This is a genomic window from Polaromonas sp., from assembly GCF_039930745.1.
In the GTDB taxonomy this organism is placed as follows: Bacteria; Pseudomonadota; Gammaproteobacteria; order Burkholderiales; family Burkholderiaceae_C; genus Polaromonas.
In genome coordinates this window covers 1-8,609 of record NZ_JBDTTH010000124.1, presented here as the reverse complement: position 1 = coordinate 8,609, position 8,609 = coordinate 1, and the positions used below count along the sequence as shown (strand labels likewise).

Sequence of the window (8,609 nt, the reverse complement as noted above, 5' to 3'; positions counted from 1 at the left end):
GAGCAGCAGATGCAGCCGTTGTTCATCTGGATGATGTTTTCCTGCGTGTCGTTGACGAGGATTTCGTTGTCGATGTTTTCCTCGCCGAACTCGTTTTCAATCACGGCGATCTTCTGGCCGTGGGCCTCGGTCAGGATGCGCTTCAGAAGCGTGGTTTTGCCCGAACCCAGGAAACCGGTCAGGATGGTCACGGGAATCAAACTCATGGTGTGTGCCTAAAACAATACGTGGAAAACGGGATCGATGGACCCGTGAAGATGGGGAGTTTAGCGTTCAAGTCAAGGCCCTGTGACCCGGTAGGGGTCCCCCGGAAGGCTTACTCGCCACTTTACAGACGCTGTCAAGTTTTTCGGCCTCGTCAGCAGCCAGTCGCTACGTTATTGATAGCTATTAGCGCCCAGTGGGTAAGGGCTGAGGCCACATTTCGTTCAAAATTCTATTTTTTGAGCAGCACCAGACCCTTGAGGTATTCGCCTTCGGGAAAACTCACGGTCATCGGGTGGTCGGGCGCTCCGCCTAGGCGCTCGGTGATGAAGGCATCCACCCCGGCATCTGTGCCCGCCGATGCGACGATTTTGTGAAACAGGTCGGCGCTGATGCCGCCTGAGCACGAATAAGTGAAAAGCACGCCGCCCGGCGCCAGGATGGACAACGCAATGCGGTTGATGTCCTTGTAGGCACGCGCCGCCCGTTCCGCGTGGGCGACAGTGGGCGCAAACTTGGGCGGGTCCAGCACGATGGCGTCGAAGGTCTGGCCCTGCTTGTGGAACGCACGCAGCGAGGCGTTGACGTCGGCATCCAGCATGGTGGTGCGGTCCGCGTCAAAACCGTTGAGCGCCACATTGGCTTTGGCTTTTTCAATCGCCGGACCGGACGAGTCGATCGACGTGACATGGGCTGCGCCGCCGGCCAGAGCCGCCACAGTAAAGCCACCGGTGTAGCAATAGCAGTTAAGCACGCGCTGGAATTGCAGGCGCCGCGCATGCTCGGCAAACTTGCGGCGGCTGTCGCGCTGGTCGAGGTAGAAGCCGGTCTTGTGGCCCGTGGCGATGTCCAGGCCCAGCTGCCAGCCATGCTCGGTGATGGTCAGGTCGGTCGCACCCGAACCGGCCAACCAGCCTGTCGCCTCCGGCAAGCCCTCCAGCGAACGCACACTGGCGTCCGAACGTTCGTACAGCCGGGTGAGCCCGGTCTCGGCCAACAAGGCATCAACAATCACGCTTTTCCAGCGCTCGACACCGCAGCTTGAAAACTGCGCTACCAGCGTGTCGGCGTACTGGTCCACCACCAGGCCGGGCAGGCCGTCGGACTCACCGTGCACCAGGCGCCGCCCGTCACTCTGGATGTCAAAACGCTCCCTGGCCCGGATGGCAGTGGCGATGCGGGCCCTGAAAAAAGCGGCATCGATACGCTGGGCTTCGTCAAAACTCCAGATGCGTGCACGAATCTTCGAACTCGGGCTGAAGGCCGCCCAGCCGAGGAACTGGCCTTCATGGCCTTCGACCCGAACGGTTTCTCCCGCATCACCGCCGCCACGGGCAATTGCGCCGTCAAACACCCAGGGGTGACGCCGCAGTAGCGAACGCTCCTTGCCTTCTCTCAGCCGTATTGATTTCATGCCGCTATTGTCGCGGCTGGCAAACCCTCGGTGACCGGCCGGCGGAATTTGCGACAATAGTTGATGATTTTTAGCGACTTTTCGGCGCATGTTGCCGGCAACAGGACAAGGGCTCCATGGCCCCTGCGGATGTTGTTGGCCTTCGCGCTGGCCCTGCTGCTCGCCCTTGCCGGCCTTTCAGCCGGGGCCCGCACGGTGCTGGACCTGGATGCCGACAAGCAGCCCGTCGCGCTGGCGGACTGGGGAGACTACTGGATTGACGAGCAAATCAAACTGGAAGCAGCGCAAGTTGCGAGTCAGGGTGGACTGGCCTGGAACAGCACGCCGGCGCGCGGCATCTATCCCCTGCAGCCCGGACAATCCCTGTGGATACGCTTCACCGTACCGCCGGCGCCCGACATGGAGCGCTGGCTGCTTGAGATCCCTTATCCCGCGCTGGACCGGGCGTCGCTGTACAGCCTGGACAGCGTCGGGCAATGGATAGAACAACGCGCCGGCGACCTGACACCCATCGGCAACTGGCCGGTGCCGCATCGGCATCCTTTGCTGGTGGTCAATTTCAACGCAGAAAACCCGACGCATTACCTGCTGCGCATCGAAAACGCCCAGGGTTTCAGCGCCCCTATCCGTTTTGTTAGCTCCGGCCACCTGCTGCGCGCCGAGCAGCAGGTGTCTCTCTTCCTGGGGGCTTATTTCGGCCTGGCGCTGATGGGCTGCGTCGTTGGCCTCGCCGGAGCCTTCTGGCTGCGGGACCGGGCCTATCTGTATTTCGCGGCCTGCTCCGTGCTGATCGGCCTGACGCAGGCGGCCATCACCGGCGTGGGAGGCCTGCACCTGTGGCCTGAGTCACCGGACTGGACAGACCGCTCGCTGGTCGTGCTGGGAACCTGGATGCTGGTGTCGCTGATGCTGCTCAATGCCGCCATGGTGTCACTGGTGCAGCGCTCCCGCATGCTCAACGCCCTGGTGTGGGCCACCGCACTGGCCGGCGCTGCGCTGTCGGTGGCGCTTGGCGTGACCGACAGCGCGATCCGCATCAAGCTGATCCTGCCTTACCTGGTGCTGGCGCCGCTGATGATGCTGCTGGTTAACCTGTGGGCCTGGCGCCGCGGCGACCGCTTTGGCGGATGGCTGCTGCTCAGCGCCGCACCCTTTGCCCTGAGCCTGGTGCTGGCGATTGCGCGCTACCTGGAATGGGTGCCCCTGAGTTTTGCCACCGAACAGGGTGTGCTCGCCAGTATGGCATTGCAGATGCCGGCCATGCTGGCTGTCCTCGTCCTGCGCAGCCAGCAGCGCCGGGAAAGCATGCGCCGGATCCAAGGGCTGGACCGGGTGGACCCGTCCACCGGCCTGATCAACGAGTCGGTGTTTGCCGAACGCGTGATGCGCATGATCGCGCGCTCGGAACGATTCAAGTACCAGGGTGCCGTGCTGATGATCGACCTGGTCAATACCGAGCAGATACAGCGCGATTTTGGCCGCCGGGCGGCCGAAGAGCTGCCGCTGCGCCTGGCGGCGCGGCTGCTCTCCACGGCGCGTGAGATCGACAGCGCGGCACGCTTGAGCGAACAGCGTTTTGGCATGGTGGTGGAAGGCCCGGTGTCCCCGGAAGAAGCCGCCACCCTGGGGCCGCGCATCGTCGCGCGTTGCCTGATGCCTTACAAGGGCCTGCCGGAAGACTGTGTCGCCCAGGTCCGTGTTGCCTATGCGCTGGTACCCCGCCAGGGCCCCACGGCTGAAATCGTGCTGGCCAGGCTGGCCCAGCGCCTGACCGGTATACCGCCCGAAAGCAAGCGTGCGGTGTTCATGATCCCTGACTATAAATAGAGCTCCCACGGTTGCTCACTACGTGTAGCGCCCTGCCCCCCGAGGCGGCCGCTGCGCCTGCGGACTGGCAGAGCCAGATCCGCGGCCCCTGCTTGAAAAGAGAAGAGCCTCCATGGTCGCTGTGTTCCGTTCGTCCTGAGCTTGTCGAAGGATGCCCCCCCGAGGGGGCGTTGCGCCTGCGGGCCGGCAGAGCCGGACCCGCGGCCCCTGCTTGAACAGAGGGGCCTGCATGGTCGTCCACTGAGTCACCGTTCGTCCTGAGCCTGTCGAAGGACCGTCGGTCGTGGCGCCGCAAGGTCAGGACTTGGTCTTGCCGGCCGGTTTGCCGCCTGCCAGGCTTGCACGCGGATGCGCGGCGTCGTAAACCTTGGCCAGGTGCTGGAAATCGAGCCGGGTATAGACCTGCGTGGTGGTGATGTTGGCGTGGCCCAGCAGCTCCTGCACTGCGCGCAGGTCCCCGCTGGACTGCAGCACATGGCTGGCAAACGAGTGCCTGAGCATGTGCGGATGCACCGGCGTGGCCAGACCTGCCTGCAGCGAGCGCTGCTTCAGGCGCACCCGGATGTGCTGCGGCGTCAGGCGCGTGCCGCGCTGGTTGATGAACAGCGCCGCGTCGTCCTTGGCCCAGGCGCTGCGCAGGGTCAGCCAGTCCTGCAGGGCCTCAAGCGCCTTGCCGCCCACCGGCACGCTGCGCCGCTTTGAGCCCTTGCCGAGCACATGCGCCTCGGCGGCCGGCAGATCGATCCAGCCGCGCGCCCGGCTGCTGGCCACCGCGTCCAGCCCGGTCAACTCGCCGATACGCAGGCCGCAACCGTACAGCAGTTCGGTGATGCAGCGGTCTCTGGCCTCCAGCGACGGGTTCGCAGCGTCATCCCCCGGGTACGCCGCCAGTTGCACCGCCTCGTCCACACTCAGGGCCTTGGGCAGGGGCTTGGCGGCTTTGGGCGCGCGCAGATCCTGCACCGGGTTGCTGGTCACCAAGCCTTCGCGGCCGAGCCAGGTGTAAAAACCGCGCCAGCCGGAAAGAATGAGCGCAATGCCGCGGCCGCTGCGGCCACCGCTGTGCATCTGGGCCACCCAGCGCCGCATATGGATGTTCTGCACCCCCGTCAATGCCACGCCGGCCTGCGCGCAGTTGGCCCGCAGCTTCTGCAGGTCCAGCGCATACAGCTCGACCGTTCGCTGCGCCAGGCGTTTCTCGACACGCACGTGCTCGAGGTAGCGCTCTACCAGCGGGTCGGCCTCGGGCACCGCTGCCGCGCCATCGGTGTTTGCGGGCAGCGCGGGCTTGGCCATTCATTGGTTCAGGTGGGGCTCAGCTCAGCCCAGGGGCAGCAGGCGCGACAGCGCCGCGCCGGCAAGCTCGCCGATGCGTTCGAGGAAATCTGTGCCCATGCCGCTCTGGAAGCGCTCCGGGTCCGGCGAGGCCAGTACCAGCATGCCAAAAGCCTGGGGCGACTTGCCCGGGCGCAGCGGAATCAGCGCGACCGACAGCGCCTGGGCCGGGTCGGGCAACCAGCCCACCGCCTCGAAACCGGAATTGACACCGCAGTACGGTGCGGTCAGCGAGGACGCAAAGGCCTGCGTGTCTTCACTGACACCGGTGGAAAAGTTCTCGTCCGAAAAAATGCCGTTCACGTGCCAGACCTTGATAGCTGCCTGCGGGATCGAAAACTGCGTCTGGATCTCGCGCACGATGGTATCGGGCAAATCACGCGCATGGGCCGTGAGCAGCAGGTTGAGCGTGCACTTCTGCAGCTTGTCGGCAATACCCACGTTCTCCTGGCCGTAACGGATCATCTCGACAACCCGCGACTCCAACGCCTTGATCTTGTCGCGCAGCATGCCGGCCTGACGCTCCTGCAGGCTCACCGCGCGGCTACCGTGGCCGCTGGACAACTGCACCGTGGCCAGCAATTCCGCGTGGCGCTCGAAAAAGTCCGGCGTATTGGCCAGGAAGTTGGCAATGTCGTCTTCAGTGATCGGGTTCTGGATGGAGTGTTCGCTTGGATTCATGTTGTTGGGGTTTTCGGTTAAATCGTCAAAATCTACAGATGATCGGGAACGTTGATGGCGGCTTCAAACACCGTGGTGGCCGGCCCGGTCATCAGCACCGGCGCCGCCCTGGCATCCAGGCCGCCCTGCCATTCGATGGTCAGCGTGCCGCCATGGGTAAGCACATCGACCCGTGCATCCAGCAGGCCCAAGCGTATGCCAGCCACCACCGCGGCGCAAGCCCCGCTGCCGCAGGCCAGGGTTTCGCCGGCGCCGCGCTCATACACGCGCAGGGCGATCCGGCTGCGCGAGACGACCTGCATGAAGCCGGCATTCACGCGCCGCGGGAAACGCTCGTGATTCTCGATCAGTGGCCCGTCCTGCAGCACGGGCGCCGCCTCCACGTCGTCCACCAGTTGCACCGCATGCGGGTTTCCCATGGACAGAACTGCTACAAAAACAGGAGCTGCTTGCGCCCATCCCACAAGGGCTAGAGGCCATTTTTGCCATGAATTCACGGTTTCAGGCATCAAACCGGTGGCATCGAATGGCACACGCGCGAGATCGAAGATGGGCGCGCCCATGTCCACGGTGACGCGGCCGTCGGACTGCATGCGCGGCTCGATCACACCGCTCAGGGTTTTGACCTTGACCGCGTCCTTGCTGGTCAAGCCCTGCTCGCGCACAAAACGCACAAAGCAGCGCGCGCCGTTGCCGCACTGCTCGACCTCACCGCCGTCGGCGTTGTGAATCACGTACTCGAAGTCGATGCCGGGCTCGCTGGTCGGCCGCACCGACAAAATCTGGTCGGCCCCCACACCGAAATGGCGATCCGCCAGAAAGCGGTATTGGCCGGGCGTGAGGTTCAGGCGCTCGCGGGTCTCGTTGAGCATGACAAAATCATTGCCTGCCCCCTGCATCTTGGTAAATCGGATCAGCATGCCCGCATTATCCGCCGAGGCAACACCTCACCTGCATCAAGGAAAGACACCCCATGCGCATTCCCGACTGGACGCCCGCCCTGAAAACCCAACCGCAGGACCTGGTGGACGCCATCCTGAAACGCCGCGGCGGCACACTGATCAACCTCGACAAGGCCCTGCTCTGGAGCGAGCCGCTGGCGCGCGCCTGGAACATTTACCTCGGCGCGGTCCGCACCGGCCTGCCCACCAGCCGCAAGCTGCGCGAGCTGGGCATCTGCACGGTGGCGCTGCTGACCGGCGCGGCTTATGAATACAAACACCACGCGCCGGATTTTCTGGCGGCCGGCGGCAGCCAGGCCGAGCTCGATGCGCTCAACGCCGTCGTCGAGGCCGATGCGCGCGCCTCGGCAGATCACCCGGCACTCGGCCCTGTCGAACAACTGGTGGTACGTTACGCCGCGCAGATGACTGTCGACGTGAAAGTCAGCGATGAGGTGTTCGAAGGCCTGCACAAACATTTCGATACGACCGAGCTGGTCGAACTGACCAGCGCGATTGCCACCTACAACATGGTGGCGCGTTTTCTGGTGGCGCTGGGCGTGTCGCCGGAAGAGCATAGCTGAGGAAGCGCTGCACAAGCCCCCTGCGGCGCGCGATCAGCCGGGCTCGGGCGGTCTGCTGCGTTGAATTTCTTGCCAATAGCCAGCTATTGGCTGCGAAATCCGCCTTGCACCCCATCCCGATCCGGCTGCCGCACATCCGCAAGGACTTATTCAGCGCTTCCTTAGAACAAGTCCCCGCACCGCGGGGCATGGGTATAAACGGCATCGGAGCCCCCTGCGTCCATGAGGGGGCGAGAATCAAAAGCATGCAAAAAACACGTCCCCGTTTTTCTGTGCCCGCCTTCTCCAGGCTGGCACCAACACTGCTGATGATTTTCGCGCTGGCGGCCAGCGCGCAGACGCCGCAGGCCAACAGCAGCCCCGCGCCAGCCACAAGCAGTGACGTCGAACGCGATCAGCGCTTCGCGCGCTGGATCGCCGACTTCAGCACCGGCGCGCGCACCGCCGGCATCAGCGAGGAAACCCTGCGGCTCGCCTTCGATGACATCCGCTTCATTCCGCGCGTGACCGAGGCCGACAGCGCGCAGCCCGAATCCACGCGTGCCGTCTGGGACTACCTCGACAGCGCAGCGTCGGCGCAACGCGTAACCCGCGGCCAGGACCGGCTGCTACAAGCGCGGCCTGCGGTGGACGCGGCAGCCGCGCGTTACGGCGTGCCGGCAGAAATCCTGGCGGCGATCTGGGGCATGGAGAGCAACTTCGGCAGCAACACCGGCGACATCCCGACCATCGACGCCCTGGCCACGCTGGGTTTCGAGGGCCGGCGCGAGGCCTGGGCGCGCACCCAGCTGCTCGCTGCGCTAAGAATTTTGCAGAACAAGGACATAACCCGCGCGCAGATGATCGGCTCTTGGGCCGGCGCGATGGGCCAGACGCAGTTCCTGCCCTCGAACTTTCTGGCCTATGCGGTCGATGCCGACGGCGACGGCCGGCGCGACATCTGGGGCAGCCTGCCCGACGTGATGGCCTCGACCGCCAACTTCCTCGCACGCTCAGGCTGGCAGGCTGGCCAGCCGTGGGGGATGGAAGTGTATTTGCCGTCGGGCTTCGACTACGCCCTCGCCGATGCAGCCACGCGGCAGCCGGCTTCGGCCTGGGCAGCGCTGGGCGTGCGCTCTGTCAACGGTGCGCCGCTGCCCGCCCTGCCCGACAGCGCCATCCTGCTGCCGGCCGGCGCGCGCGGTCCGGCTTTTATCGTCGGCCCCAACTTCCGCACCATCCTTCGCTACAACAATTCGACCAGTTATGCGCTCGCCGTCAGCCTGCTGTCGCAGGCGCTGGCCGGTGGGCCGGCCGTGCAAGCCGCCTGGCCGCGCGACCTGCAGCCCCTGTCACGCAGCCAGTTGCTGGCGCTGCAGACAGCGCTGAATGCGCGCGGCTTCGACAGCGGCACACCCGACGGCATGATGGGCTCGGCCACGCAAAGCGGCATTCGCCGTTACCAGCGCAGTGTGGGGTTGGCGGCGGATGGGTATCCGACTTTGGAGCTATTGCAGGGGCTGCAGTGAGATTGTGCTGCGCGGTTCAATTTTTGACTTAATCGGCCCGCCGAAGGGGTCCGCCTGAAAGGAATACGAAGGGACTTCCCACTTTCTGGAAACGGCATCGAGTGCCAAGATTGAT

At 64.7% G+C, this 8,609-nt stretch carries 8 protein-coding genes; 3 read left to right on the top strand and 5 right to left on the bottom strand.

The window, feature by feature from the left end; translation table 11 throughout:
- Together ABI660_RS21775 and ABI660_RS21770 are read right to left on the bottom strand one after the other, a co-directional pair.
- On the bottom strand, positions 1-206 hold a 206-nt coding region (locus ABI660_RS21775; protein WP_348072076.1), incomplete at its 3' end, for a GTP-binding protein.
- A 230-nt stretch (positions 207-436) separates the two neighbouring features.
- A complete protein-coding gene (locus ABI660_RS21770) occupies positions 437-1,618 on the bottom strand; it encodes a class I SAM-dependent methyltransferase (RefSeq protein ID WP_348072074.1) in 1,182 nt (393 codons plus the stop codon).
- 63 nt (positions 1,619-1,681) lie between these two features.
- Here ABI660_RS21770 and ABI660_RS21765 point away from each other — a divergent pair, with 63 nt between their 5' ends.
- The gene (locus tag ABI660_RS21765) at positions 1,682-3,445 is read left to right on the top strand and encodes a 7TM diverse intracellular signaling domain-containing protein (RefSeq protein WP_348072072.1); all 1,764 of its coding nucleotides are present in this window, start codon (positions 1,682-1,684) and stop codon (positions 3,443-3,445) included.
- Between the two features lie 297 nt (positions 3,446-3,742).
- Here the strand turns inward: ABI660_RS21765 and ABI660_RS21760 are convergent, their stop codons facing one another.
- Genes ABI660_RS21760 through dapF form a run of 3 tightly spaced genes read right to left on the bottom strand, consistent with a single transcriptional unit; the run spans position 3,743 to position 6,381 of the window.
- On the bottom strand, positions 3,743-4,741 hold the full coding sequence (locus ABI660_RS21760; protein ID WP_348072070.1) for a tyrosine recombinase XerC: 999 nt from the start codon (positions 4,739-4,741) through the stop codon (positions 3,743-3,745).
- A gap of 24 nt (positions 4,742-4,765) precedes the next feature.
- The gene (locus tag ABI660_RS21755) at positions 4,766-5,461 is read right to left on the bottom strand and encodes a DUF484 family protein (protein WP_348072068.1); all 696 of its coding nucleotides are present in this window, start codon (positions 5,459-5,461) and stop codon (positions 4,766-4,768) included.
- A 32-nt stretch (positions 5,462-5,493) separates the two neighbouring features.
- Entirely contained in the window at positions 5,494-6,381 is an 888-nt protein-coding gene (gene dapF / locus ABI660_RS21750; protein ID WP_348072066.1) for a diaminopimelate epimerase, read from the bottom strand.
- A gap of 53 nt (positions 6,382-6,434) precedes the next feature.
- Here dapF and ABI660_RS21745 point away from each other — a divergent pair, with 53 nt between their 5' ends.
- Together ABI660_RS21745 and ABI660_RS21740 are read left to right on the top strand one after the other, a co-directional pair.
- Entirely contained in the window at positions 6,435-6,986 is a 552-nt protein-coding gene (locus tag ABI660_RS21745; protein WP_348072064.1) for a carboxymuconolactone decarboxylase family protein, read from the top strand.
- Between the two features lie 308 nt (positions 6,987-7,294).
- Positions 7,295-8,494 (top strand): lytic murein transglycosylase, encoded by a 1,200-nt coding sequence (locus ABI660_RS21740; RefSeq protein ID WP_348072078.1) that lies wholly within the window; start codon positions 7,295-7,297, stop codon positions 8,492-8,494.
- Positions 8,495-8,609: the final 115 nt, after the last annotated feature.

Bases quoted from the DNA above. Each gene is read 5' to 3' on its own strand.
- ABI660_RS21770 (WP_348072074.1), bottom strand. From the start codon at position 1,618: ATGAAATCAATACGGCTGAGAGAAGGCAAGGAGCGTTCGCTACTGCGG.
- ABI660_RS21765 (WP_348072072.1), top strand. From the start codon at position 1,682: ATGATTTTTAGCGACTTTTCGGCGCATGTTGCCGGCAACAGGACAAGG.
- ABI660_RS21760 (WP_348072070.1), bottom strand. From the start codon at position 4,741: ATGGCCAAGCCCGCGCTGCCCGCAAACACCGATGGCGCGGCAGCGGTG.
- ABI660_RS21755 (WP_348072068.1), bottom strand. From the start codon at position 5,461: ATGAATCCAAGCGAACACTCCATCCAGAACCCGATCACTGAAGACGAC.
- dapF (WP_348072066.1), bottom strand. From the start codon at position 6,381: ATGCTGATCCGATTTACCAAGATGCAGGGGGCAGGCAATGATTTTGTC.
- ABI660_RS21745 (WP_348072064.1), top strand. From the start codon at position 6,435: ATGCGCATTCCCGACTGGACGCCCGCCCTGAAAACCCAACCGCAGGAC.
- ABI660_RS21740 (WP_348072078.1), top strand. From the start codon at position 7,295: ATGATTTTCGCGCTGGCGGCCAGCGCGCAGACGCCGCAGGCCAACAGC.